General features: G+C 35.4%; 26 protein-coding genes. 16 read left to right on the top strand and 10 right to left on the bottom strand.

Going from position 1 to position 24,167, the window contains the following annotated elements; translation table 11 throughout:
- Positions 1 to 63: 63 nt before the first annotated feature.
- Positions 64 to 435 (top strand): YlbF family regulator, encoded by a 372-nt coding sequence (locus M948_RS39830; protein WP_021292191.1) that lies wholly within the window; start codon positions 64 to 66, stop codon positions 433 to 435.
- Positions 436 to 582: 147 nt separating this feature from the next.
- On the opposite strand, the gene M948_RS39835 is transcribed toward M948_RS39830, so the two are convergent.
- Complete coding sequence (locus M948_RS39835) at positions 583 to 1,035, bottom strand: SgcJ/EcaC family oxidoreductase (protein WP_021292192.1); 453 nt, start codon at positions 1,033 to 1,035, stop codon at positions 583 to 585.
- A gap of 385 nt (positions 1,036 to 1,420) precedes the next feature.
- Here M948_RS39835 and M948_RS39840 point away from each other — a divergent pair, with 385 nt between their 5' ends.
- Positions 1,421 to 2,194 (top strand): enoyl-CoA hydratase, encoded by a 774-nt coding sequence (locus M948_RS39840; RefSeq protein WP_021292193.1) that lies wholly within the window; start codon positions 1,421 to 1,423, stop codon positions 2,192 to 2,194.
- Positions 2,195 to 2,459: 265 nt separating this feature from the next.
- Here M948_RS39840 and M948_RS39845 read toward each other — a convergent pair whose 3' ends face one another.
- The gene (locus M948_RS39845; protein WP_021292194.1) at positions 2,460 to 2,645 is read right to left on the bottom strand and encodes a YhzD family protein; all 186 of its coding nucleotides are present in this window, start codon (positions 2,643 to 2,645) and stop codon (positions 2,460 to 2,462) included.
- A gap of 184 nt (positions 2,646 to 2,829) precedes the next feature.
- Between M948_RS39845 and M948_RS39850 the strand changes: the two genes are divergently transcribed.
- The 7 genes from M948_RS39850 to M948_RS39880 all read left to right on the top strand — a co-directional run bounded on the left by M948_RS39850 (position 2,830) and on the right by M948_RS39880 (position 11,292).
- Positions 2,830 to 3,726 carry an ABC transporter ATP-binding protein gene (locus tag M948_RS39850; RefSeq protein ID WP_021292195.1) on the top strand — a complete coding sequence of 299 codons (897 nt, stop codon included), beginning with the start codon at positions 2,830 to 2,832 and terminating at the stop codon, positions 3,724 to 3,726.
- Positions 3,719 to 4,969, top strand: a complete 1,251-nt coding sequence (locus M948_RS39855) for an ABC transporter permease (RefSeq protein WP_021292196.1) — start codon at positions 3,719 to 3,721, stop codon at positions 4,967 to 4,969. The genes M948_RS39850 and M948_RS39855 overlap by 8 nt, the downstream gene beginning before the upstream one ends.
- Positions 4,970 to 5,139: 170 nt before the next feature.
- Positions 5,140 to 6,375, top strand: a complete 1,236-nt coding sequence (locus tag M948_RS39860) for a metallophosphoesterase family protein (protein ID WP_231378705.1) — start codon at positions 5,140 to 5,142, stop codon at positions 6,373 to 6,375.
- Between the two features lie 9 nt (positions 6,376 to 6,384).
- The gene (locus M948_RS39865) at positions 6,385 to 9,354 is read left to right on the top strand and encodes an ATP-binding protein (protein WP_021292198.1); all 2,970 of its coding nucleotides are present in this window, start codon (positions 6,385 to 6,387) and stop codon (positions 9,352 to 9,354) included.
- Positions 9,355 to 9,406: 52 nt separating this feature from the next.
- Positions 9,407 to 9,952 carry a GbsR/MarR family transcriptional regulator gene (locus M948_RS39870; protein WP_021292199.1) on the top strand — a complete coding sequence of 182 codons (546 nt, stop codon included), beginning with the start codon at positions 9,407 to 9,409 and terminating at the stop codon, positions 9,950 to 9,952.
- A 102-nt stretch (positions 9,953 to 10,054) separates the two neighbouring features.
- On the top strand, positions 10,055 to 11,014 hold the full coding sequence (gene yhaM / locus M948_RS39875; RefSeq protein WP_021292200.1) for a 3'-5' exoribonuclease YhaM: 960 nt from the start codon (positions 10,055 to 10,057) through the stop codon (positions 11,012 to 11,014).
- A gap of 77 nt (positions 11,015 to 11,091) precedes the next feature.
- Positions 11,092 to 11,292: a sporulation YhaL family protein gene (locus tag M948_RS39880; RefSeq protein WP_021292201.1), complete on the top strand. Its 201-nt coding sequence runs from the start codon at positions 11,092 to 11,094 to the stop codon at positions 11,290 to 11,292.
- A 46-nt stretch (positions 11,293 to 11,338) separates the two neighbouring features.
- Here M948_RS39880 and M948_RS39885 read toward each other — a convergent pair whose 3' ends face one another.
- The 3 genes from M948_RS39885 to M948_RS39895 form a co-directional block, all read right to left on the bottom strand.
- Positions 11,339 to 12,250, bottom strand: a complete 912-nt coding sequence (locus tag M948_RS39885; RefSeq protein WP_021292202.1) for a peptidylprolyl isomerase — start codon at positions 12,248 to 12,250, stop codon at positions 11,339 to 11,341.
- A 105-nt stretch (positions 12,251 to 12,355) separates the two neighbouring features.
- Entirely contained in the window at positions 12,356 to 12,541 is a 186-nt protein-coding gene (locus tag M948_RS39890) for a hypothetical protein (RefSeq protein WP_021292203.1), read from the bottom strand.
- A 163-nt stretch (positions 12,542 to 12,704) separates the two neighbouring features.
- Positions 12,705 to 13,259, bottom strand: a complete 555-nt coding sequence (locus M948_RS39895; protein ID WP_021292204.1) for a DUF3267 domain-containing protein — start codon at positions 13,257 to 13,259, stop codon at positions 12,705 to 12,707.
- Positions 13,260 to 13,480: 221 nt separating this feature from the next.
- On the opposite strand from M948_RS39895, the gene M948_RS39900 reads away from it, so the two are divergent.
- On the top strand, positions 13,481 to 13,822 hold the full coding sequence (locus M948_RS39900; RefSeq protein WP_021292205.1) for a DUF1878 family protein: 342 nt from the start codon (positions 13,481 to 13,483) through the stop codon (positions 13,820 to 13,822).
- Between the two features lie 42 nt (positions 13,823 to 13,864).
- Here the strand turns inward: M948_RS39900 and M948_RS39905 are convergent, their stop codons facing one another.
- The gene (locus M948_RS39905; protein WP_021292206.1) at positions 13,865 to 14,338 is read right to left on the bottom strand and encodes a GbsR/MarR family transcriptional regulator; all 474 of its coding nucleotides are present in this window, start codon (positions 14,336 to 14,338) and stop codon (positions 13,865 to 13,867) included.
- A 361-nt stretch (positions 14,339 to 14,699) separates the two neighbouring features.
- Between M948_RS39905 and M948_RS39910 the strand changes: the two genes are divergently transcribed.
- From M948_RS39910 to M948_RS39925, 4 genes are all read left to right on the top strand, one after another.
- Entirely contained in the window at positions 14,700 to 15,896 is a 1,197-nt protein-coding gene (locus M948_RS39910; protein ID WP_021292207.1) for a quaternary amine ABC transporter ATP-binding protein, read from the top strand.
- Entirely contained in the window at positions 15,889 to 16,743 is an 855-nt protein-coding gene (locus M948_RS39915; protein WP_021292208.1) for an ABC transporter permease, read from the top strand. Before M948_RS39910 ends, M948_RS39915 begins: the two co-directional genes overlap by 8 nt.
- Before the next feature lie 68 nt (positions 16,744 to 16,811).
- Positions 16,812 to 17,705 (top strand): glycine betaine ABC transporter substrate-binding protein, encoded by an 894-nt coding sequence (locus M948_RS39920; RefSeq protein ID WP_021292209.1) that lies wholly within the window; start codon positions 16,812 to 16,814, stop codon positions 17,703 to 17,705.
- 62 nt (positions 17,706 to 17,767) lie between these two features.
- A complete protein-coding gene (locus M948_RS39925) occupies positions 17,768 to 18,694 on the top strand; it encodes a glycine betaine ABC transporter substrate-binding protein (RefSeq protein WP_041203217.1) in 927 nt (308 codons plus the stop codon).
- 86 nt (positions 18,695 to 18,780) lie between these two features.
- Here M948_RS39925 and M948_RS39930 read toward each other — a convergent pair whose 3' ends face one another.
- From M948_RS39930 to M948_RS39940, 3 genes are all read right to left on the bottom strand, one after another.
- Positions 18,781 to 19,140 carry a YtxH domain-containing protein gene (locus M948_RS39930; protein ID WP_021292211.1) on the bottom strand — a complete coding sequence of 120 codons (360 nt, stop codon included), beginning with the start codon at positions 19,138 to 19,140 and terminating at the stop codon, positions 18,781 to 18,783.
- Positions 19,141 to 19,263: 123 nt separating this feature from the next.
- Complete coding sequence (locus M948_RS39935) at positions 19,264 to 19,785, bottom strand: tryptophan transporter (RefSeq protein ID WP_021292212.1); 522 nt, start codon at positions 19,783 to 19,785, stop codon at positions 19,264 to 19,266.
- A 141-nt stretch (positions 19,786 to 19,926) separates the two neighbouring features.
- Entirely contained in the window at positions 19,927 to 20,355 is a 429-nt protein-coding gene (locus M948_RS39940; protein ID WP_031335769.1) for an HIT family protein, read from the bottom strand.
- Between the two features lie 603 nt (positions 20,356 to 20,958).
- Here M948_RS39940 and M948_RS39945 point away from each other — a divergent pair.
- Both M948_RS39945 and M948_RS39950 read left to right on the top strand, forming a co-directional pair.
- Positions 20,959 to 21,705: an ABC transporter ATP-binding protein gene (locus M948_RS39945; protein ID WP_021292214.1), complete on the top strand. Its 747-nt coding sequence runs from the start codon at positions 20,959 to 20,961 to the stop codon at positions 21,703 to 21,705.
- Positions 21,698 to 22,918 (top strand): ABC transporter permease, encoded by a 1,221-nt coding sequence (locus tag M948_RS39950; RefSeq protein WP_021292215.1) that lies wholly within the window; start codon positions 21,698 to 21,700, stop codon positions 22,916 to 22,918. The genes M948_RS39945 and M948_RS39950 overlap by 8 nt, the downstream gene beginning before the upstream one ends.
- A gap of 29 nt (positions 22,919 to 22,947) precedes the next feature.
- Here M948_RS39950 and M948_RS39955 read toward each other — a convergent pair whose 3' ends face one another.
- On the bottom strand, positions 22,948 to 24,117 hold the full coding sequence (locus M948_RS39955; RefSeq protein ID WP_021292216.1) for a M20 metallopeptidase family protein: 1,170 nt from the start codon (positions 24,115 to 24,117) through the stop codon (positions 22,948 to 22,950).
- Positions 24,118 to 24,167 lie beyond the last annotated feature (50 nt).

Genomic DNA, 24,167 nt, shown 5'->3' on the forward strand with positions numbered 1-24,167 from the left:
TATACACAATTCCCATCGTTTGATATAGTAAATGGGAGTAAGAAATACGAAGGAGGATAAATCGTGCCTAACATTTATGATAGTGCTTATGATTTAGAAAAAGCGATTCGCGAGAGTGAAGAATTTAAAAACTTGAAAACTGCCTATGATGCGGTAATGAATGATCCATCTGCAAAACAGATGTTTGATAATTTCCGAGATACACAAATGGCTTTGCAAGAAAAACAAATGCAAGGACAAGAAATCACAGAAGAAGAGGTAACTAAGGCTAGACAAGTTGTAGAACTTGTACAACAGCATGGAGATATCTCTAAATTGATGGAAGAAGAGCAACGCTTAAATGTTGTGATCAATGATGTGAGCCGTATTATTACAAAACCATTAGAAGAGCTTTATGGTACACAGGAAGAACAAAATAGCCAAGCAACTGAATAGATAAAAGAAGAACAGCTTGTAGACAAATTATTAAAATTTTCTACAAGCTTTTTTGTCTTTATTATACTATTTAATATAGTTAAGCTTCATAAGCTGTTATTGGATAGTCGAAGGTTAGCATATGGGTATGTAGATCTGTAAATAATTCTAGTCCTTCTTTACCTTGTTTAATTCTTCAGTCATTTGTTCAACTAATTCAGGTCTCCCATGAAACTGAGCCGGAGTATTTTGAAAGAGCTCAATATGCCAATCACTATTTACTTTAGATACGACCATCGTTTGGTGGGCATTTAAATTGGGTTCAATATCTTCTTCTCCTGGTGGGATCATCCCTGCAATAGCATGTAAAATAGCAGCATGGTTTCCTATTGGACGTATATTTTTAATTTTAGTTACAAAAGGAGCAGTTGGATGATTTTCAAAGATAGGTTTTACATGTGCTATGATTTCTGTTTTTCCAATTACCTTGCTCCCATCAAATCCAATTTGAACTCCCTGTTCTGCGAACGATTCAGCCATTCTTGAAGCGTCGCGGTTATTCCAAGCTTTTATTAATTCTTGATAAACTTCCTGAACTTCATCGTATAAAGAAGTATCCATATTTTAATTCCTCCTAAAACAGATATATCATTAATTTTAATTAAAACTTATCCCACAGCAAAGCGTGTATGTTTGTAACCAAGTTTTTTTGGCTTTAGGGAACGGATAATGAATAGTATGATTAGCCATTTCAATTTTTTTGTTACACCAGATTATGATATAGAGTAGGCTGAAACAAAAGATAAAGGTTATTAATGGCTGAATTTTTTCATGAATCTCCATTATAACTGCATTGTATCAAACGCAAGTATAACCTAACCGGAAGTGAATAAATAGTTTACCTATAATAGCAGATCTTCATTTTAACCTTATTGTTATATAGGCAGGAGAATGTTTCACTCATCTCGAAATTTATATACAGTTTAAAAAAGAAGGGGAGAGGATTATGGGCCATACACTCATTTATGAAAGCAAGGACCGTGTATCATATATACATTTTAATCGTGCTGACCGTTATAATGCTATGAATAAAGAAATGCTGGAAGAATTATTACAAACGATTGAAAAAGTAGAACAAAGTGAAGATGCAATTGTCATTTTGTCTGGAGAAGGAAATGCTTTTAGTGCTGGTGGAGATATTTCGATGATGAAAGATTCTGCTACAAAAGAGAACTTTAATGAAATAATGGATATCATAGGCAAGGTAGCTTTAAAGCTATATACGCTTAACAAAATTGTGATTTCAGCTATTCACGGTTCAGCTGCAGGACTGGGATTAAGCATTGCTTTAACAGCAGATTTTGTGATTGCCCAAGAAGATGCAAAACTAGGAATGCTATTTATTGGAATTGGGCTTGCTCCAGATGGTGGAGGACATTTTCTACTAAAAGAACGGCTCGGAACACAGCAAGCAAAACAATTTATTTGGGGACGTAAACAGGTAGATGGTGTAAAGGCTAAAAAAATGGGGCTTGTTGATATTGTTACGGAGGAACGAGTATTGACGCATGCTATAAAGCTTGCGAATCAACTACTGTCTACCCCGCTAGCTGCTATGCTGGCGACGAAAAGCATCTACCATTCCAGGCAAAAGGATGAATTGAAATATTATATTGAAGAAGAAAAGCAAGCGCAGTGGAGCTTAAAGAATACAGAAGATCATCAAGAAGGTGTACAGGCTTTTTTAGATAAAAGAGAACCTGTATTTCAAGGAAAATAAGTAAATCTAAAGCCGGTTAACCATTTTTCTGTCTATTTCAAAACCTGAAACAGGTATGCTTCTACGAGAACGGTTTCAGTAATTTCCGTTAAATAAGACTCGAGTTGCTTCGTAGGAATTATGTCTATTTCATTTGCTTGGTAGGATTGGTTAACCGGTCAATGGAATTCATTTCTTCTGTAATTATCGGATAAGCAAGTAATCTACATATGGTTTGTTACAGTCTTTTGAAGGAATTACTCCTGCAAAAGGGGAGGTATTCATATCATCTATGAAAAAGAACTAGCTTAGCTTCCGGTGATACACATCGATGCGTGTGTTCTAAGTAGCCTTCCGCTTCTAGCTTGGTTGTTCCCAATTGCTTTGCTTCTTCATCATTTGCAGCATTAATTGTTTCATCTAAGAGCTTTTTTCCAGATGGATCAAAAACGGTAAGTGTGTAATTTCTCATATATTACGCTCCTCCTTGAAGTGAATTCAATACTATATATATTCGACATATAATAACAAAAACCTTCCTAATCAAATGGTTATATTCTGTTTCTTTCGCAGCACGTTAAGCTGGGGAAAAGAAAGAATGTACGAAACATGATTCCAATCATTTACGTACTACAAATAGAAAAGGGGGAGAGACCATGCTTAAATTGACTAATGTAACAAAACAGTTTGGAAATCATACCGCAGTAGATCATCTTTCATTAGAGATCCCTGAAAAAGAAATGTATGGTTTTCTTGGAGGAAATGGAGCAGGTAAAACAACAACCTTTCGTATGATATTAGGGCTGTTGGATAGCACAACTGGTGACATTTCATGGAATGGACAATCCATTCATTATGATAAAAGTCACTTAATTGGCTATTTACCTGAAGAAAGGGGGTTGTATCCAAAGTTAACAGTTAAAGAACAGATTGTCTATCTTGGAAAACTTCGTGGTATGAAGAAAGCGGAGATTATAAAAGAGCTAAATAGCTGGTTAGACCGTTTTAAAGTTCCAGAATACTTGAACAAGAAGGTAGAAGAGTTATCGAAAGGGAATCAGCAGAAAATACAATTTATCTCAGCTGTTATTCACCAACCGAAATTATTAATTCTAGATGAACCATTTTCTGGACTTGACCCAGTTAATGTAGAAATGCTTAAAGAAGCTGTTGTTGATTTGAAAGAGTATGGAACATCAATTGTATTTTCTTCTCACCGCATGGAACATGTGGAAGAACTATGTGAACATCTTTGCATATTGCAAAAGGGGAAACAAGTTGTGCAGGGTTCATTACAGGACATCAAGCGTTCCTATGGCAAGAAAAATCTAATTGTGCATGCTGCATTTCCATTAGAATTTTTGGAACGCCTTCCTGGTGTTGTAGGGTTTCGTAAGACAACAGAGGGGTGCCGCCTAGAAATTGAAAATGAGGATGTATCACAGCTGGTTTTTCAGGAATTACAGAATAAAGGCTTTATCCGCAAATTCGAACTAGAAGAACCGTCTCTTAATGATATCTTTATTGCGAAGGTAGGTGCTTCGTATGAATAAGTTCTGGATTATTCTTGGGCATACATTTATGACTCGAATCAAGACGAAATCATTTATTATTAGTACAGTTATTACACTATTATTAATTGTAGGGCTGGTTAATATACAATCAATTATAGAAACTTTTTCCAGTAAAGAAGATGATGAGGTAGCTGTAATTGATTATTCGAACGAATTATATGATCCTTTATCGCAAAGCATGAACCAGTCAAGTGAAGAAGTGAAATTAAGTGAATATGATGGTTCGGAAGAAGAGGCAAAACAAGCTGTTAAAGATGAAACATATCAGGCGCTGATTGTGTTAGACATGAATGAACAGCAATTACCAGAGGCTATTTATTATGCAAATAATATTTCTGAAATAGGCAATCAAGCAGCCATTCAGCAGCATATCCAACAACTGAAAGTTACATATGCGACAACTCAGGCTGATATTGATACTGAAACCTTAGCAAACATTAATGCACCAGTACAATTTGAAACCGTTGCATTGGATAAATCAGCAAAAACAAGTGATGAGTTAAATCAAGCCCGAGGCATTGTATATATCATGCTATTCCTACTGTATATGGCTGTAATTACCTATGGAAATATGATCGCAACAGATGTCGCGACGGAGAAGTCATCACGTGTGATGGAAATATTGGTTTCAAGTGCTTCTCCAGTAACCCATATGTTTGCAAAAATTATCGGTACTGCATTTGTCGGATTAACACAAATCAGTCTGTTTTTAATCGTAGGGTATACATTAATTACCACAAAACAGGATGAACTGACAGAAGGGATATTCTCTACCTTTGGAATTGGTGACACTTCCGTTTCTGTTTACATTTATGCCATTGTGTTCTTTATCCTAGGCTACTTATTATATGCTACCCTTGCGGCTATGTTAGGTTCATTAGTAAGTCGAATTGAAGATGTACAGCAATTAATTATGCCGATGATATTTCTTGTTATGATTGCCTTTTTCATTGCAATATTTGGATTAAGTGTACCTGAATCCAATCTTGTTAAAATCACTTCATTTATACCTTTTTTTGCTCCAATGATTATGTTCTTACGTGTAGGTATGTTAGATATTCCTGTGTGGGAAATTGCTCTATCTATCGGTATTTTAGTAGCTACAATCACTTTATTGGCTATTGTAGGAGCTAGAGTTTATAAAGGCGGCGTATTAATGTATGGCAAGTCTAACTCGTTGAAAGATTTTAAAAAGGCACTCGCTTTATCAAAGAAGGAATAAGAGTGCAGTATGGTATTAAGCTACATGGATAGGACGTAGGAAAACATTCTGTTTTCTACGTCCTTTTTTATGAAGAGCTTTATGTTAATGCAGAAACAGATCCAATAGTGGCCCCAGGCGTACGAACGTGCATTCTGTCATGGGGTTTGATAAAATAATGGGAGATGGAGGTGTGGTTATTGTTAAAACAAGTATCATTTATCCATGCAGCAGATTTGCATTTGGACAGCCCTTTTAAAGGATTATCTCAAACACCAAGCAACTTATTTAAGATGATACGAGAAAGTACATTTTCCGCATTGGATGAATTAGTGCAAACAGCAATTCATCATCAGGTTGATTTTGTTTTACTGGTGGGAGATCTATTTGATAATGAAAAACAAAGTATTAAAGCACAAATACGATTAAAGCAGGCTTTTGAATTGCTTCAACAACATCAAATACTTGTTTATTTATCCTATGGTAACCATGATTACATAAAAGGGAATAAGCATCCAGTAACGTATCCAGATAATGTTACCATCTTTTCCCAAGACACGGTTGATTCAATCGTCTATGAAAAAAATGGTGAAGCCATGGCAGCTATATATGGTTTTAGCTATGTAAATCGAAGTGTACATGCAAATAAAACATCGGAATACGAAAAACAGAACGAATCGATTCCATTTCATATTGCGATGCTCCATGGTAGTGTGCAAAGTAATACAGATCATGATGTATATGCTCCATTTCAAGTACGGGATTTATCAAGAAAGGACTTTGATTATTGGGCACTAGGACATATTCATCAGCGAGAAATTTTAAAGGAAGATCCACCTATTGTATATCCAGGAAATACCCAAGGGCGTCATCGAAAAGAAACTGGAGCTAAAGGCTGTTACCATGTTGTATTGTCACATGCAAAAGCAGAGCTGTCTTTTATTCCACTTCAAGCATTCCAAATAAATTCGCTAACGATAAATGTGTCAGAATGTAAATCAGTATTAGAAATAGAACAAAAGATCTTAGATGAACTGACAAAGCAATCATTTTCTGTGCCTCAATTAATCGATATTCACTTGGAAGGTACAGGTAACCAGGTAGTAGAGTGGGATAAAGAAGGCAGAATAGAAGAAGTAATAGATTTAATTAATGAATCATGTATACAGAAGGATCATTGGATATATCTATTTCGTTATTCTATCCACTTGAAAACTACTACGATAAACCCTGAATGGTATAAAGGGGAACATTTCATTAGTGAATTATTACATGAAGCAGATAACCAAACCATTTCATCGCTTGTAACAGAACTATATCAGCAAAAGCGAGCTAGAAGGTTTATCGAACGTTTAACAGATGAACAGGAACAACAGATAAAAAGAGAAGCAAAAGAATTATTGATTCATGAGTTTTTTAAGGAATGAGGGTAACCGATGTTTATTGAACAAGCAACGATTTTTGGTTTTGGGAAGTGGGTTGACTACACGATTGATTTTTCTAGTGACAATGCTATTTATATATTTGGTGAGAATGAATCTGGAAAATCAACCCTACATACCTTTATTTTATTTATGTTGTTCGGTCTTCCTCCTAAAAAAAGAGAATTCTATCGACCGAAAACAAGTGGCAAATTGGGTGGCAGACTGACGGTGCAAGATAAGGGGATTAGGTTTACAATTGAACGATTTCACGAAGTTGATAACGGTGCAGCTAAATGTTATACATCTGACGGTATACAACAAGATGAACAATGGTTAAAGAACCGATTGCAAGGAATGACATATGCTTCTTATCAATCTGTATTTTCCTTTTCTGCAAACGACCTGTCACAGGTTTCCGAGATGAATGAAAATGAATTAGGTGAAGTTATTCTCGGGATTGGATTAACGGGATCTAAGAATCTATATGCAATTGAAAGACGATTAGATGACAAAATGGGTGATTTATTTAAGCCATACGGAAAAAAACCAAAGATTAATCAGCAGCTATCCAAGTTACAAGATATGCAAATCCGTTTAGATCAATACAAACAATTGGAAGCAAGTTATTATCAAAAGAAAACAGAAGCCAATAACATGAAAACAGCAATTACAGCTACGAAAGAAAAGTTGGAAAAGTTAACGAATGACCGTTTATTCTTGGGGAAAATGCAACATGCCCAGCCTTCGATTCAAATGTATAAAACGATATCGAAACAATTGGAAGATTTTCCTGAACATATTCCATTCCCTGAAGATGGAATAACCCGTTTAGAAAAATGGAAAGAAAAAATGCTTCCATTAAAGAGTGAACTTGCTATCTTACAAGATAATGAAAAGAAATATGATCAGAAAATTAAAAACCTGCAAATGCATCAACTCGAAAAGAGTATTCTAGATCAAGCAGAGAAAATGATAGAAGCAGAGAAAAGATACGATCACTTAATAAGTGAACAGAATAAACATAAAGCAGATAAGGATAAACAGCAAATACAAGTGGATAAAGAGTTAGAGGAACTAGATCTCCATATTAGCAGGGAAGAGCTTGTATCAATGGCCCTGTCTTTTCAAACAGAAAAAACATGGAAGCAAATAAAGGTCGATTCCGAACAAATATCTTTGGAAAAAGAACAATTACAAACAGAGCAAAATCAAATCGATCGGCAACGTCACCATTTGCAGCAGCAAAAGTCCGTACTACAGGAAAAATTACATTCAGATAATAAGATTCATGAGTGGCAAGAAAAGCTGCAAGCTGTAGATGAATTTGCTGCCAAAAATTATCTAAAAACGTTTAAAGAACAACAACAAAATGATTGGGCTAAGCAACGAGTCCGCAAACGAAAAGCAGCAAATTACATACTGATAGGGTTAGTTTTTATTGGAATGATAGTTGGTATGTTTGGCATACTAGGAACACATACTGTATCAATTTTTAGTTCACTACTTCTAGTGCTTTTAGGTATGGGTCAATGGTTTTTTCAACGTCATTCCATACATGAAATGGATCATGCGTTCATGCACGAAGATGACATGCCCATAAGGACGAACGAGATAAATGAAAGCGAACGGGAAATGATAATGGCTGATCTTGAGAAACAACACCAATATAGAAATCAAATTGATGCCATTGAAGAACAATTAAAGGGGCTAGAAATTCAATACTTAAAATGGGAAGAAAAAACCTATCAAACAGCAGAGAGAGAAAAGCGAATAGCTAGGCAGGTTCAGGACCAACAGTTGGAGTACCCCTTTTTGAGTAATATGGAAACTTCATTTTGGCCAGAATTATACTATCGTTTAAAGTCCGTGATACGAATGGATAAGCAAGTTCAAGATATAGCTGCAAATTTCAATAAAATAATATGCGAATTAGAACAAATCCAGGAACAGGTAAATACGTTTTTTGAGCAAGCAAATCGGGAAATGAAAAATAAATCAATTAAACAAAAGTTTGAGTGGATTCATCAACTATTAGATAATCATCATGAAACAACGAAGCAAATGACGTATTTAACAACGTATAAAAAGGATGCTGTTGAGAAACAACAACAGCTCCAACAGCAACTGCAGCCTCATCAAATGGAAATAGAAAAATTATATAAGCTTGCTGGCGTAAATAGTGAGGAAGCTTTTTATGAGAAGAGCAGGGAATTAAAAGAAAAACAAGATCTTTTACAAAAAAAAGATTCGCTGTATCAACAGCTATCTGCCATTGATGCAGAACAAGATTGGCAACATATGCTACAGAATGTCAGGGATGAACATACATTACAACTTCAACTTGACCAAGTACAAGAAAAAATGAAACAGTGTACTACAGATCTTGACAAAAAAAGACAGGATTTAGCAGATATTAATGCTGAGATTACCTCTATAGAAGGTTCGGATAATATTTCTCAATTGATGCATGAGTTGGAGTTTGAAAAAGAAAAACTGAAACAGCAGGCAGAGCAGTGGGCAGTAGTGAAATCAGCAAAGGAAATTCTCTTACAAACAAAAAGAACTTATCGTAACAAGTATTTAAATAAAGTGATGGAATTAACAACGGATTACTTTCAAGAATTAACAGGAGGAATTTATGTTCACGTTTTTCCACCTGTAGATGACTCAACGTTTATAGTCGAGAATGAAAACGGCACTCGATTTCATTTAAGTGAACTATCTAAAGGAACGGTTGATCAATTGTATGTTTCTTTACGTTTAGCTGTAAGTAAAAGTATGAGTGAAAAGCATGCATTGCCATTTATTATTGACGATGCATTTGTTCATTTTGATTCGATACGTACAAAGCGAATGGTTCACTTACTTAACCGTATTGCGAATGATCAGCAGGTTATTATTTTTACATGTAAAAAGGAAGTTGCTGATACTGCAGATAATAAAAGTTTTATAAAGCTACAAAATTCTATTCGCATTCATTAACAAATAATGATAAACTATTTGCAGATTATTAATGCAGGTGGAGGGACATCCATTGCCAGAGAAAAAAGAATCAAAAGAATGGGAAATATATGATGAAACGATTGAGAAGTTTATACAAGTTATCGCGAAGAATATGAACCTATATGGTATCACTTCATCAGTCGGAAGGTTATATGGTGTATTATATTTTGCAGATCAGCCAATGACGTTGGATGATATGCGAGATGCGTTAGAAATGAGTAAAACAAGTATGTCAACAGGAGTAAGATCATTATCCGATATGAAGATGGTTGAATCAACATTTAAGCGGGGCATACGGAAGGATTTATATCAATCAGAAGAAGATTGGTATAAATCTTTTACCTCTTTATTTGGTAACCGTTGGCGTCATCATACAGAAACAAATATTGAAGAAGCAGATGAAGCTATTTACGAATTGGAGAAACTTTATGAAGAAACAACAGATGAAGAGCTAAAGCTGAAGATTACTCGGGACATTGATCGATTACGGTATGCGCAGAATTATTATACCTGGTTAATGAAATTCATTCAGGTCATTGAATCTGGAAAAATCTTCGATTATATTCCTAAAAACTAAGGAACGGTAGGGATTGGCAGTTAAATTGACTATAATTAGTTGATGTCAATCTCTTTTTGTTTACAGTTGGATTGAATTATTTGGTAACGGGGAGGAGTAAATATGAAAAATGATGTTAAAAAAGGAATTGGACATGTAAGTGTTGGTGACGCTTATGACGGTTTCTTACTAATAAGAGAAGCAACCAAAGGGCTAACCAGTAACGGGAAACCATTCTTAACATTAATGCTGCGTGATGCATCTGGAGAGATTGAAGCCAAATTATGGGATGCTAGTAAAGAAGACGAAAGCTTATTCGTCCCTGAACAGATTGTGAAACTAGCTGGAGAAGTTGGTCAATTTCGAGGTAAACCACAATTAAAAATATTATCTGTACGACCTTCGCAACCGACAGATGACGTACATGTTTCTGATTTTGTGGAAAAAGCACCAATCGAAAAAGATAGGCTAATAGAGAAATTGACAGAAGCCATTTTTGAAATGCAAAATGCCACATTACAACGGATTGTTCGAGCTTTTATTAAGAAATATCAGGAGGCACTATTAACATATCCTGCTGCAACCAGGAATCACCATGAGTATGCTTCTGGTTTAGCTCATCATATTGTTAGTATGCTTGCAATTGCTAAGGAACTACATCAATTATATCCACAGCTAAATAAAGATTTACTATATGCTGGAATTATTCTTCACGATATAGGTAAGATAAAAGAGCTATCAGGTGTGGTAACAACCACTTATACATTAGAAGGTAAGTTACTTGGACATATTCCCATGATGATTGAAGAAATAGGTCTGATGGCTGAAGAGTTACAAGTAGAAGAGGAAGAAGAAGTTTTGATATTAAAGCACTTAGTTTTAAGCCATCATGGAAAAGCAGAGTGGGGTAGTCCTAAACCTCCTCTTGTACGTGAAGCGGAGATTCTTCATTTAATTGACCTATTGGATGCAAAATTAAATATGTTAAATCGATCACTCGAAAAAGTGAAACCAGGAGAGTTTACCGAGCGATTATTCGCAATGGACAATCGGGCATTTTATAAACCATTATTTGAAGATTAACGAAAAGTAACGGGTATTTTTTGCTTTCTACTCTCATATATATTCACTAGAGAGATGGACAAGGAGGCATAAAACCCATGATATTAGGAGTGCCTTGGTGGGTATTCGTCATGATTATTCTTATATTTCTTAGTGGATTCATGGCATTCCGTGGAATGCTCGCTGAAAAGAAAATTGAGCAACAATTCATTGAGAAAGAAGGAGAAGTATACATGAAAAGAATACAAGAGGAACAAAAAAAGAAAGCACAACGAAAACAAACAAGAGAAACTTCATAATAAAAGGCTAGTCCACTGATTGTGGCTAGCCTTTTTAGTTCATTGTTTATTCTTGAGATTCAGTATCTTCTGATCCACCGTTTGATTCTCCAGATTGACTGCTGTCTTCTTGTTTAAACATATCTTTGTATTCTTCAATTTTTACATCAATGTTTGCGTCCTGAAGAATTTTATCAATTTTTTCCTGAGCTTTGGTAGGATCCATTTTTTGAGTTAGTAACTCACGACGAAGATCTTCTTTTACATCTTCATATTTACCAATACTTTCTTCTTTTTCGCGCTTATCATTTACTTTAATAATATGGAAACCATGTTCTGTTTTAACAGGATCGCTGATTTCACCTTTTTCCATACTGTAAGCGGCATCCTCGAACTCAGCAACCATATCGCCTGCTGTGAAGTAGCCAAGGTCGCCACCTTGTTCAGCAGACCCGTCTGTAGAGTATTCTTTAGCTAATTCCGCAAAATCTCCACCATCATCAAGCTTTTGTTTTACTTCTTTGGCTGTTTCTTCATCTTCCACTAAAATATGCTGAGCTTTAATTTCAGTGTTTTTTCGATCGTAGTATTCTTTAATTTCTTCTTCTTTAATTTCTACATCTTCAGCAACTGCTTCTTCTTGTAGAAGACTGATTTTAATAACACTACGAAGTGCGTTCTCACTACCGAACTGTTGTTGTACTGCCATATCATACTGTTCACCAAGTTGATCTTTCATTTTCTGTATTTCTTCATCAACTTGTTCATCTGATACTTCATACTTATCTTCCAATACCTCAATAGTAACCATCTCTTGAAGAATCCCTTCACCATAACGATCCTTTAATTCTTGGTAGAATTCTTCTTTTGTTACATTACCAGAACCAGTTTCTACAACTGCTTCTTCTCCGTCTGAACTGCAAGCACCTAACGTAATTAACCCTGCCGTTAATGTGACAGCAATTGCTGTTTTCTTCATACTTGAACACTCCTAATCTGCTTGTACAATAATTCTCCCCTAACAATAAATATAACATATAAATAAGTAAAAAATACAGTTCTAACTAAAACTGTATTTTTAAAACTATACCATGACATTCATTACTCTTACATACGAACATACAAGCAGTACAGTTATCATAATATTAATGATTCGGAACATCTTTCCTTGCTTGAGAGATTCCATTTCCATTTTTAAACAGAATTGATGTGTTAATGAATTAAAAATAAGTAAAATAATAAATCCATATAATAGAAAGATAATATTCATTATATCCCCCCTGATACTAAAGCTCTCTATATAACGTCTTTGTTGTATAATTAGTTAAGCTCTCTAGAATATCCTATTCACTACTGTATCAAAAGATTAACATTATGAACAGAGCAGAGTATTAGAAAAAATGAAAGGATTTGGTTCGATGGAACCAAATCCTTTAATGTTGATGTGCTCTTACAAGTATATCAAAACCATTTCCATCTTCTCTATTTTCGATTAAAGACCGTTTTGGTGCATTCCAAAGATATGCAATAAACAGTATATCAATAACTGCAATTCCAATATTTACGGATGTTAATAAGAGAATATATACGGAATACGCTGTAAAGTAGAAACTAGCAACTACTCCAGGAATTGTAAGCAAGACGGTAGGAGCTAATTTTACAATGAAATATGCTTTTTTTGTTAGGTGATATTTCGTATAATAATAAAATACAGGAAAAATTTTATGTCTTAATTTAAATACAATTTTAATGCGCTTATTCATTAGGATCAAAGGTAAGATATGCATACACGAATGAATGGTTGGTAAAAGAACCAATGAAAGCAAGAATGGAATGATTCCTGATTCATTTACATCATTCGTCCCTTGAGCCATTGTTAATGAAACATATAGAAAGATAAAAGCGATTAGTGCAACTAGCAAAGACACAAGGTATAAACGGTTTCGACCGAATTCTTTTGTAAGATTAATTGATTTCCAGCAATTCATTTTTGATCCCTCCAACCAAGCTTCTTAGAAGTTTTATCCTTCATGAATAATAGTACGATTAATGGTAAAAATCAATAGTTTTTTTATACTTTTTTTTGACGTAAAGAAAAGTTTAAAATAATGAGGGTGGGATCCCTATACAAGCAAGGGTTTGCCAGTTATTATCAACAGTATGTAAAAGTTGATAAAGGTGTGAAATGATGAAGGAGTGAAGATTTATAATGAAAGATTATCACGAAGCAGAAACAGCTTCTTTTCACTTACATTTACTGTCTAAAATTATGGATATGGATAAATACCCATTTACAAAGTTAATTATTGAAAGGAATCTAACCAAAGCAGAATACATTGAGTTAATGGATCGTCTATTCTTATTAAATCAACAGTTTGAGGTGCAAACAAAGGAAGGGTTGTTAGATTTTTCATCTTTGCTTCTTCATTTCGCAGGAATGCTTACGGAGAAACTAGAACCAAATCAAACCATTTATGCATTAAAAGAAGAAGGAGTTTATCCTTCTTTAATGGAAACATTTATAACTATCTTAAAACAAACCAAGGAATAGAAAAGAAGGTAATCAGCACATATCTTCTTTTCTATTCCTTTTTTAATCCTGTTTCATCTCTTTAAATACATCCTCAACTTCTTGATGAAATAAAATGATTTGCTTAAGTCGAGGTGTAATCGTTGTGACTTCAGATGATCGTAACTGATGCATTTGTTTTTCAATTTCTTCTAGAGAAACACGTTGTTGATTTGCGGCATCAATCCATTTGTTTATATAAGAATTCATAAATGATTTAAATAATTGCGTATTTGCTTCGTATAGATCTTTACGAACACCTTTTCTCCAAACACGAGTAACTAAATTTTGATCTGAAAGAGCGCGAATACTTGTACTCATTGATGTTTTACTTTTTCCAAGAGCATCTGCCATATCATCTAACGTCATTGGTTTTTCAGTTAAGTATAGGTAAGCAAATAATCTTGATTCTAAGGGGGTCAGGCCAAACATTTCTACCGTTTTTGATAATTCCAGCATAATTTCATTGATGATTGTTTCTTTTTGAGGTCTGTTCATAAAATCCTCCTAAAGCCTTGATATATCAAGGTTACACTATATCCTAATCTATTAAAAATAGGTAATGATATCGAATTTTAAAGCAATTTAGAGCTAAACAAAGGATATTGTATGTATTTTTTATACAGAATTAACTGTATAAAAAATACATACAAAACCAAAAGAATTTAAAGTTTGTATTGAATTAATAAAACCGTTATAGTAGATAAAGTAAATGAAAAACTGTGTTCGGAGCTCGTGAAAATCTATGTATCAATGAAAATAGTTTTTCATGCGTCTTTGTATGTATCAGTACTGATCTGAAAGTAGTAGTTCTATAATCATGTTCAGAAGCTGAAATAGAAAAATAGAGGTGAAAGTAGTGCCAGTAATAGAAGCGAAAAATTTATCAAAGATTTTTGGTAAAAATCCGAAGCAGACAACAAAGCTTTTGGATAAAGGGGTATCAAAAGACGACATTTTAAAGGAAACGGGTAACACAGTAGGTGTTAATCGTGCGTCTTTCTCCGTCGAACAAGGGGAAATTTTCGTTATTATGGGGCTTTCAGGAAGTGGTAAGTCAACATTAGTACGGCTGATTAATCGATTAATTGAACCAACGGAAGGAACGATATTAATTGATGGGGATGACTTATTAACTTTAGATAAGAAGTCGCTTCGAGAAGTTCGTCGTCAGAAACTAAGTATGGTCTTCCAAAAATTTGCGTTATTTCCACATCGTACAATTTTGGAAAATGCCGAGTACGGATTAGAAATTCAAAAAGTAGATAAAGAAGGAAGGCGAAAAAAAGCTCAGGAAGCTTTAGAATTGGTAGGTTTAGGTGATTATATGCATCAAAAACCAAATCAGCTATCTGGTGGTATGCAGCAGCGTGTAGGACTTGCACGTGCTTTAGCAAATGATCCAGAAGTTCTTTTAATGGACGAAGCTTTCTCAGCATTGGATCCATTAATTCGTAAAGATATGCAAGATGAACTATTAGATTTACAAACAAAGATGCAAAAAACAATCCTGTTCATCACGCATGATTTAGATGAAGCATTACGGATTGGCGATCGAATTGCTTTAATGAAAGACGGTTCGATTGTTCAAATTGGTACACCGGAAGAAATATTAGTTAATCCGGAAAATGATTACGTTGAAAAATTTGTTGAAGATGTCGATCGCTCCAAAGTTTTAACAGCACAGCATATTATGAAGCGTCCAGAAACAATTAATATTGAAAAACATGGGCCGCGCGTTGCGTTAGAACGAATGCGTGAAGAAGGACTTTCCAGCATTTTTGTCGTTGATAAGAAGCGAAATCTCAAAGGGTATATTACAGCGGACGATGCATCAGAAGCACGGAAAAAAGAAATTAAAGATCTCCAAGATATCATGAAAAATGATATCCCACGTGTAAATAAAGAAACGCCAATGCATGAGATCTTTGATTTGATTTATGATTCGCCAATACCTGTAGCTGTTGTTGAAAATGAAAAATTAGTTGGAATTATTGTACGTGGGGCAGTACTTGCTGCATTATCCAGTGAGGGTGAGGTGAATCTAGATGCTTAATAACATATTAGAAATAGTTCCAGAGATGCCAATTGCAAAATGGACCAATTCTGCTACAGATTGGATTACGGATAAATTTTCCTTTTTATTCGACCCTATCAAGGAACACTTCGGGAATTTCATGGAGATGACTTCCGAAACTTTAAATACTATTCCACCAGTCATTATTATTCTTATCGTTGCAATTATTGCATTCTTTATTTCTGGTAAGAAATTTGGATTGGCAGCCTTCTCTATTGTGGGATTATGGTTAATTTATAACCAAGGTTTATGGGAGCAATTAATTAGCACATTTACACTTGTGCTTCTAGCTAGTCTATTATCAGTCATTGTTGGTGTTCCACTCGGCATTCTAATGTCGAAAAGCAAAATTGCTTCTGCAATTATTACACCTATTCTTGACTTTATGCAGACAATGCCGGCGTTTGTTTATTTGATTCCGGCAGTAGCATTTTTTGGAATTGGTATGGTTCCAGGTGTATTTGCATCATTAATTTTCGCAACACCGCCAACAGTACGCTTTACCAATCTAGGGATTCGTCAGGTGTCAAATGAGTTAGTTGAAGCATCGGAGGCATTTGGTAGTACCGGTGCACAGAAGTTATTTAAAGTAGAGTTACCTATGGCAAAAACGACAATTATGGCCGGTATTAACCAAACCGTTATGCTGGCATTATCTATGGTAGTAATTGCTTCAATGATTGGGGCACCTGGTTTAGGAAGAGATGTTCTTTCAGCACTACAACGTGCAGAGGCAGGTGCTGGATTTGTTGCCGGACTAGCAATTGTTATCCTGGCAATTGTAATTGATCGTATTACACAAAACATGAATAAACAAAAAGATTAATCGTTGTTGGTATCTTTTCTAAGGAAAAGTTTCCATATATATCAACTTTAAAAGGGGAGATTAGTATTATGTTTAGAAATAACTGGAAACGTCTGGGTTTAACTGCCGGACTTGCATTGTCATTATTTGCAGCAGGATGTGGGTCAGATGAAGAATCTACTAGTTCTGATGAAGGAGCTTCATCAGAAGGAAAAGAAATTGAACTAGCATATGTAGAATGGGATACGGAAGTTGCTTCTACACATGTCATTGGTAAAGTTCTTGAAGATCAAGGGTTTGATGTAACGTTAACCCCATTAGATAATGCAGTAATGTGGGAAGCCGTAGCTAACGGCGAAGCAGATGGAATGGTAGCTGCATGGTTACCAGGTACGCATGCTGACCAGTATGAAAACTATGGCGATCAAGTAGTTGATTTAGGTACAAATCTAGAAGGTGCAAAAATTGGTTTAGTTGTACCAGAATACATGGATGTAAATAGTATTGAAGATTTAGATTCTCAAGCAGATCAAACAATTACTGGAATTGAACCTGGCGCTGGTGTAGTAGCAGCGGCGGAGGATGCAGTGGAAGAATATGAAAACCTTGAAGGTTGGGAAGTGCAAACTTCTTCAAGTGGTGCTATGGCTACGCAATTAGGTCAGGCGATTGAAAATGAAGAAGACGTTATTGTTACAGGTTGGTCACCACACTGGAAATTCGCTAAATACGATTTGAAATATCTAGAAGATCCAAAAAGTTCATTTGGTGAAGCTGAAACCATTGATACAATGGTGCGTCAAGATTTAGAAGAAGATATGCCAAATGCATATAAAATTTTAGACCAATTTAACTGGACCTCTGAAGATATGGAAGAAGTTATGCTAGAAATCACAGATGGAGCTACACCTGAAGATGCTGCAGCAGCATGGGTTGAAGAAAATCAAGATAAAGTTGATGCGTGGACAAAAGGTGTAGAGTAATGGATGGAGGGCTGATACTTTTTTGTATCAGCCTTTCAATGAACAAAAGAAAGGATGTTTATGTGAATAGCAAAGTAAAAAAGACAGCAGGTTTACTATTTAGCTTAATCGTTGTATGTATACTGGCAGCATGTGGTTCAAATGATTCTGAAGGTGAGAATACAGAAGGATCAACAGAACAAACCAATTATAGTGAGGCAGTCGATTATACAATTACAGGTATTGAGCCTGGAGCTGGAATTACAGTTACAACTGAAAAAGCAATTGAACAATATGATTCGCTCTCAGGCTGGGAACTAGAACAGTCGTCTACAGCTGCAATGGTCACAGAATTGGAAGATGCTATTGCTAATGAAGAACCAATTGTAGTTACAGGGTGGAATCCGCATTGGATGTTTGCTAAATTTGATAACATTAAATATTTAGATGATCCGAAAAATATTTATGGGGATGTTGAGGTTATCAAATCATTAGCTCGAAAAGGATTGAAAGAGGAAAAGCCAAACGCTTATAAATTAATTGATCAATTTAACTGGAGCGTTGACGATATGGAAGGAATTATGTATGAATCATCAGAAACTGGAAAAGATATCGCTGAAGTTGCTAAACAATGGGTGAAAGATAACCCCGATAAAGTAGCTAGTTGGACCGAAGGCGTCGAAGATGTTGATGGTGTGGCAATCGAACTTGTGTCTACGCCTTGGGATTCCGAGCGTGCATCTGTTAATGTTGTAGCAGAAGTATTACGCCAGAAAGGTTTTGAAGTTACGATCACTCCGGTGGACGTAGCAGTTGTTTTTGAAGCGATCGCAAATGGTGATGCTGATGCTACGTTAGCAGCATGGATGCCAATGACACATAAAGATTTTTATGATGAATTCAAAGATGACTTTGTCGATATGGGACCAAATCTCGAAGGAGCAAAAATTGGAATTGTAGTACCAGAATATATGGATATTGATTCAATTGAAGATTTACAGGCAAAATAAAACAAGAAAAGAGCATAGAGATGCTCTTTTCTTGTTTTATTGAATAAACGAAAGCATTTTCTGATGGAAGAATGCTTACAAGCTTATTAATGTTTTTTTACTTTATCCTCTAAGTCTTTTAAACTTAATTCAATTTGTTCTAAATATTGGTGAATGCTTTCTTGATGCGGCTCTACTGTAGCCTTCCAATCACTAACCGATTGTTTCATATCTTGTGTAAGTTCTTTAATTAAAACTGCACCCTCTTGAGAAGTTTCTTTAATTTGCTTTTTCAAGCGTAATCCATCTTGTTTTAAGTTTAAAAGGACATCCTTCCATTCGATGCTTCTATCTTTCATTTGCATACGTAAATCTCTCCCAGAAGCGGGTGTACTTAATAATGTAACTGCTGCACTTACAGCACCTCCAACCATTAAACCTAAAAATAACGACTTATTATTCGCCATTTATCATACGCTCCTTTCTACACATATTATATCTTTTCCTCTTTAGAGTGTAATATTAAACCTTTTATCACAGCTTATGTATTTTTTAAAAAATCCTCCGACAAGCATGTCAGAGGATTTTCATTACGTAATGATGAGTGGCTGTGACCTCTTTAGAATTTTTTGTACGATCGGATAGACAACAGCCATTATGACTGTATTTAATAGAGCAGCTGGTAAAACAGCTATCCCAAATAATGCAATAAATGATCCATCCATTAGACCTATTAAAAATAGGGCAGTACTCAAGAAAATGGCTCCGGAAATCATTGTCCCAACTGCTGTTAGAGCTGGTGCACTATACGAAGGGTTCATTCGATCCTTTATTACAATAAACATTGCTAGAAATAACATCGCTGTTAATGGTTTATCAATTAAATTAGCAATTTGTCCCCCTGGAGCTGTCGTTGTTAATGCTGATACAACACCCGTAGCAATAGAAAGTATAGCTACATATTTAATTTTAGGGAATAGAAGGATACCTAGAAACATCATTGCCAGCAACATGTCAGGTTTTACTCCAAATAATACTGGTGGCACTACTGCATGGAGTACTGCACCTATCCCCACCAAAAGAGACAAAATAATTAAAATACGCGTATTCATTTGTCAACTCTCCTCTTCTCAGCTTTTCTCAACTAAAGTTCCCAACTGTACACTATTGTCAGTTGCGGAAATATAGTACTATTATATCAAAAAGTTTACGGAATAAAAAGAGTTGAATGTGGATTTTTCAAGGGTTGTACACTAGTTCATTGCTTGGTTTAGTTTACTTGCAATCTCCTGTAAATCCTCTGATGTATAGTCATCAGAATGAACAGTCCAATTCGATGAAAAGCCGTCTTCTTTTCCATAACGAGGTAATAAATGTATATGTAAGTGGAAAACGGATTGATCAGCTGGTTTTTCATTATTATTTAATAAATTCATGCCAATTGGTTGGTATGTTTCTTTGATTGCTTTTGCGATTTTAGGAACTCTTTCAAATAAAGCTGCTGCTATTTCTGGAGGGGTTTCATAAATATTTTTAACATGTGTCTTAGGTATAACTAATGTATGCCCCTTGGTAACTTGGCTAATATCTAAAAAAGCATATACGTGTTCATCTTCATATACTTTAGCAGATGGAATTTCTCCATCGATGATTTTGCAAAAAACACAATCTCCATGACTCATTCTATCACCAATCCTCTCATACATTTTTTCTTTCATTGTATATAGTAATGTAACTTATTGTAAAGGGATCCATCTAAGAATTATTTATGTCAAAAAACGAGCTAGCCCATATGGACTAGCCCTTGAAAGGAATGAGATGCAATTTTCTAATGCGGGGACAAGTAAACATTACATAAGCGCATTGCTTCATAAATGCTTACAAAAACCTTTTTGTTCCATATCTCCGTTCTTAGAGATATGTTTCAAAATGGTCATTGATTAGACTGCCGTTCACAAACACCTCATTTTTGTGTTTTTTGTACACGAAATTCAGTTAGATATCGATCACTAACACCTAATTTGTGTAAGCATACACGCATTTACATTAGATTTTCGATCGCTGACACCTCATTTTGTGTTTTTACACGCAAATTGTTTGTTTCAAGTGAACATTGTTGCATCTTCATTCCTTCACGATTATTTTGTACGAAATAGATGAGATTATACAAGGTATTTATAAAAAATTCAATCGTATAAGGATGTCGAAAAATAGTGGAAAGTTTATTTTGGTTTTCAACAAGACAAATGATAAAATAAAGATTAGATGAAGAGGAGGAGCGACTTGTGGAAGCATTATTACATATAAACCATCTCTTTGGTGGGTATACCCATAAAAATGTATTACATGGTATTTCTTTTGATGTTCATCCTGGTGAAATTGTTGGCTTAATTGGGTTGAACGGTGCAGGGAAAAGTACGACAATTAAGCATATAATTGGATTAATGCATCCCAAAAAAGGGACAGTGATGGTGAATGGGAAAACCTTTCAAGAGAATAATGAAAATTATCGTAATCAAATGGCCTATATTCCAGAAATGCCTATTTTATATGATGAATTAACGCTATATGAACATCTACGTTTAACAGCAATGGCATATGATATTCCTGAACACATTTTCGAAAAAAGATTACAGCCACTTTTGAAGGAATTTAGAATGGAGAAGCGATTAAATTGGTTTCCTGTTCATTTTTCAAAAGGGATGCGTCAAAAAGTAATGATTATGTGTGCATTTTTAATTGAACCGCCATTATATATTGTAGACGAGCCATTTGTAGGACTAGACCCCCTTGGTATTCAGTCTTATTTACAACTTATGGAGTCGATGAAAAAAGATGGTTCGGGTGTTTTAATGTCCACGCATATTTTAGCGACCGCAGAACGCTACTGTGATCGTTTTGTTATCCTTCACGAAGGTGAAATACGTGCAAAAGGAACACTTGAGGAGCTGAGGGCAAGTTTTTCAATGCCCCATGCGTCACTTGATGACCTTTACGTTCAATTAACAAAGGAAGAAAATAATCATGTTTGATTCACATCTATTCTTTAAACAACGATTTTCTGCACACTTAAAAGAGACAAGCCGTTATCTAAGGTATATCTTTAATGGACATATTGCTATTGCTATGCTTTTTTTTGTATCTGCTCTCGCATTTTATTATCAAAAATGGCTACTAGAAATACCTGAAAATTTTCCAACCGCATTTATTATTGGAGTATTATTTGGGTTGGTAGCAAGTTATAGTCCTGTTCGCACGCTGCTGAAAGAGCCGGATCTTGTTTTTTTGATAGCTGCGGAACATAAAATGACAAGGTATTTTAGGAATACACTTATCTATAGCTTTATCATTCAGTTGTATCTTGTTTTATTAGTTGCTGCTGCATTAGGCCCTTTATACACCACCGTTTATCCAGAGCGTGAAGGTAGTTTTTATTTACTAACCGTCGTTGTCCTATTGATGTTCAAATTAGGAAATTTAATTGCTAATTGGTGGATGTTAAAGGTCAGAGAACCAGGGATAAGAAGGATTGATATAACAGTACGAACGGTTCTTAATATAGCCGTTTTTTATTTCATGGTAGATGGCAGTATGTGGTTAGCGGGTATGATCTCTATCTTGTTTGCCGCTTTATTTTTATATGATTATCAAGTTTCACGAAAACAACCTGGCATCGTATGGGATTTATTAATTGAAAAAGATCAAATGAGAATGCAGGCGTTTTATCGTTTAGCAAATATGTTCGCAGATGTCCCTCATTTAAAAAGCCGAGTCAAAAAACGGCAATGGCTAGTACAGCTTGTAAACAATGTCCCGTTTCTAAAGAAGCATACTTATGATTACTTGTTCCGAATTACTTTTATTAGAAGTGGCGATTACTTAGGAATGTATGTCAGACTAATTGTTATTGGGGCGCTAATCATTTATTTTATACCCCCGATGTGGCTTAAAGTTGTGTTCGCTATTTTGTTTTTGTATTTGAGCAGTTTTCAGATGATGGCACTTTATCATCATCATCGAACGGTTATGTGGATTGAGCTATATCCAGTCAAGACTTCTATTAGGCAAGAATCGGTTATAAAATTATTATTCCAATTAACCATTATCCAGACTATGTTATATGCGCTTTTGCTTTTTGGAATGATGGAGTGGAGCGGAGGCGTGCTCACACTTGTTGGAGGAGTTTTATTTAGCTTTTTGTTTCATCGTGGATATGTCAAGCAAAAATTAATTAAAAGCACATGAAGCATTGGCTCATGTGCTTTTTTAAAAGCCTATTTTTCCTGATACGCATAATAGGCTTCAATTAATGTTTTTGCTGCTATTGGCATCGAGCGTTCATCAATATCAAATTTAGGGTGGTGATGAGGATAAGGGTTTTCGTGTTTTTGTGCACCTGTGAAAAAGAATGCTCCTGGCTTTTCTAAAAGATAATAGGCAAAATCCTCTCCAGCCATAGATGGATTAACCTCCTGTGTTTCTTTTATATCCTCTATATTTCGTGCGATCTCTAGTAATAATTCAGCTTCACTGGCGTGGTTAATTAGAGGTGGGTAACCCTTAATATAGTCAAATGAATAGGTTGCATCATTACTAGTGCAAACACCTTTAATCATTGCTTCCATCTCTGATATGATTTTATCTTGTAATGTCGGATTTATATAACGGACAGTACCAACTAGTCTAGCCTTATCTGCAATGACATTGAAAGCTTCACCTGCTTCAAATATACCAACGGTTACGACCACCGTGTCGAGTGGATCGACTCGTCTGCTTACGATTTGCTGTAGTTGCGAAATAAGTTGTGAGCCTATAACAATAGCGTCTTTGGTCTCGTGAGGATAAGCGCCATGCCCCCCTTTACCCTGAATGGTTAGTTCAAAGCGATCAGCACCTGCCATGAATGCTTGTTTTGAAGTTTGCAGTACCCCAAGTGGGGTTGTAGCCCAAAGGTGTGTGCCAAATACAGCATCGACATGATCAATGGCACCAGATTCAATAATTGGTTTTGCTCCACCCGGTGCATATTCTTCTGCGTGTTGATGTAAGAAGAGGATGGTTCCTGGTAATTCATACTGGTAATCCTTCATTACTTTTGCAAGCGAAAGTAATGTAGCTGTATGGCCATCATGCCCACATGCATGCATGACTCCGTCAATTTTGGATCTATATGGAACATCTTTTTCATCTTGGATAGGTAATGCATCAAAATCGGCGCGTAATGCAATTGTTTTTCCTGGTTTTCCCCCTTTTAACGTGGCGATTACACCGTTGCCACCAACTTTTGTCTCATAAGGAATACCTAGCTTTTTATAATGACCGGCAATAAATGCAGCTGTTTTTGTTTCGTGAAAGGATATTTCTGGATATTGGTGTAGATATCTACGGATTTCTACCATTTCTGAATAAAGCTTATCAATGGATTGATGTATTTGATCTAACACAAAAAGACCTCCTAGCTGTTTTTCTAACTATTATAACACCAGAAGACTGC

The organism is Virgibacillus sp. CM-4, assembly GCF_000445495.1.
GTDB classification, from domain to species: Bacteria; Bacillota; Bacilli; order Bacillales; family Amphibacillaceae; genus Virgibacillus; species Virgibacillus salexigens.

Bases quoted from the DNA above. Each gene is read 5' to 3' on its own strand.
- M948_RS39885 (WP_021292202.1), bottom strand. From the start codon at position 12,250: ATGAAGAAAACAGCAATTGCTGTCACATTAACGGCAGGGTTAATTACG.
- M948_RS39890 (WP_021292203.1), bottom strand. From the start codon at position 12,541: ATGAATATTATCTTTCTATTATATGGATTTATTATTTTACTTATTTTT.
- M948_RS39835 (WP_021292192.1), bottom strand. From the start codon at position 1,035: ATGGATACTTCTTTATACGATGAAGTTCAGGAAGTTTATCAAGAATTA.
- M948_RS39880 (WP_021292201.1), top strand. From the start codon at position 11,092: ATGATATTAGGAGTGCCTTGGTGGGTATTCGTCATGATTATTCTTATA.
- M948_RS39855 (WP_021292196.1), top strand. From the start codon at position 3,719: ATGAATAAGTTCTGGATTATTCTTGGGCATACATTTATGACTCGAATC.
- M948_RS39935 (WP_021292212.1), bottom strand. From the start codon at position 19,785: ATGAATACGCGTATTTTAATTATTTTGTCTCTTTTGGTGGGGATAGGT.
- M948_RS39940 (WP_031335769.1), bottom strand. From the start codon at position 20,355: ATGAGTCATGGAGATTGTGTTTTTTGCAAAATCATCGATGGAGAAATT.
- M948_RS39900 (WP_021292205.1), top strand. From the start codon at position 13,481: ATGAAAGATTATCACGAAGCAGAAACAGCTTCTTTTCACTTACATTTA.
- M948_RS39905 (WP_021292206.1), bottom strand. From the start codon at position 14,338: ATGAACAGACCTCAAAAAGAAACAATCATCAATGAAATTATGCTGGAA.
- M948_RS39930 (WP_021292211.1), bottom strand. From the start codon at position 19,140: ATGGCGAATAATAAGTCGTTATTTTTAGGTTTAATGGTTGGAGGTGCT.
- M948_RS39895 (WP_021292204.1), bottom strand. From the start codon at position 13,259: ATGAATTGCTGGAAATCAATTAATCTTACAAAAGAATTCGGTCGAAAC.
- M948_RS39850 (WP_021292195.1), top strand. From the start codon at position 2,830: ATGCTTAAATTGACTAATGTAACAAAACAGTTTGGAAATCATACCGCA.
- M948_RS39845 (WP_021292194.1), bottom strand. From the start codon at position 2,645: ATGAGAAATTACACACTTACCGTTTTTGATCCATCTGGAAAAAAGCTC.
- M948_RS39915 (WP_021292208.1), top strand. From the start codon at position 15,889: ATGCTTAATAACATATTAGAAATAGTTCCAGAGATGCCAATTGCAAAA.
- M948_RS39840 (WP_021292193.1), top strand. From the start codon at position 1,421: ATGGGCCATACACTCATTTATGAAAGCAAGGACCGTGTATCATATATA.
- M948_RS39920 (WP_021292209.1), top strand. From the start codon at position 16,812: ATGTTTAGAAATAACTGGAAACGTCTGGGTTTAACTGCCGGACTTGCA.
- yhaM (WP_021292200.1), top strand. From the start codon at position 10,055: ATGAAAAATGATGTTAAAAAAGGAATTGGACATGTAAGTGTTGGTGAC.
- M948_RS39865 (WP_021292198.1), top strand. From the start codon at position 6,385: ATGTTTATTGAACAAGCAACGATTTTTGGTTTTGGGAAGTGGGTTGAC.
- M948_RS39950 (WP_021292215.1), top strand. From the start codon at position 21,698: ATGTTTGATTCACATCTATTCTTTAAACAACGATTTTCTGCACACTTA.